Source organism: Chromohalobacter sp. HP20-39 (genome assembly GCF_033052815.1).
Lineage (GTDB): Bacteria > Pseudomonadota > Gammaproteobacteria > Pseudomonadales > Halomonadaceae > Chromohalobacter.
Genome location: NZ_JAWHTP010000777.1, coordinates 1 through 263, shown reverse-complemented (window position 1 = coordinate 263; position 263 = coordinate 1). Strand labels below are relative to the sequence as shown.

Genomic DNA, 263 nt, shown 5'->3' with positions numbered 1-263 from the left:
CGAGGGGCTTTGGCGATCGATGCGGCCGAGGCGGACGCGCAAGCCGCCTCCCAGGCGTTACGCGCAACCCAGATCGCGCTGGCGGCCGATGTGGCAACCGCCTACTTCGAGCTGCAGACACTTGCGCACCGCGTGGCGTTGAACCGTCAGGCGATTGCCGTTGCGCAGCGCCAGGTCGAAGTGGTTCGCCGAAAGTTCGACGCGGGGCAGGCCACGTCGGTCGATGTGGACCGCTGGCAGGCAGAGCTGGCGCAGGAGCAAGC

Annotated in this window: 1 protein-coding gene; it reads left to right on the top strand. The window is 68.4% G+C overall.

Annotated elements, in window-relative coordinates; translation table 11 throughout:
* On the top strand, positions 1 to 263 hold a 263-nt coding region (locus tag RVY79_RS20070), incomplete at both ends, for a TolC family protein (RefSeq protein ID WP_317466337.1).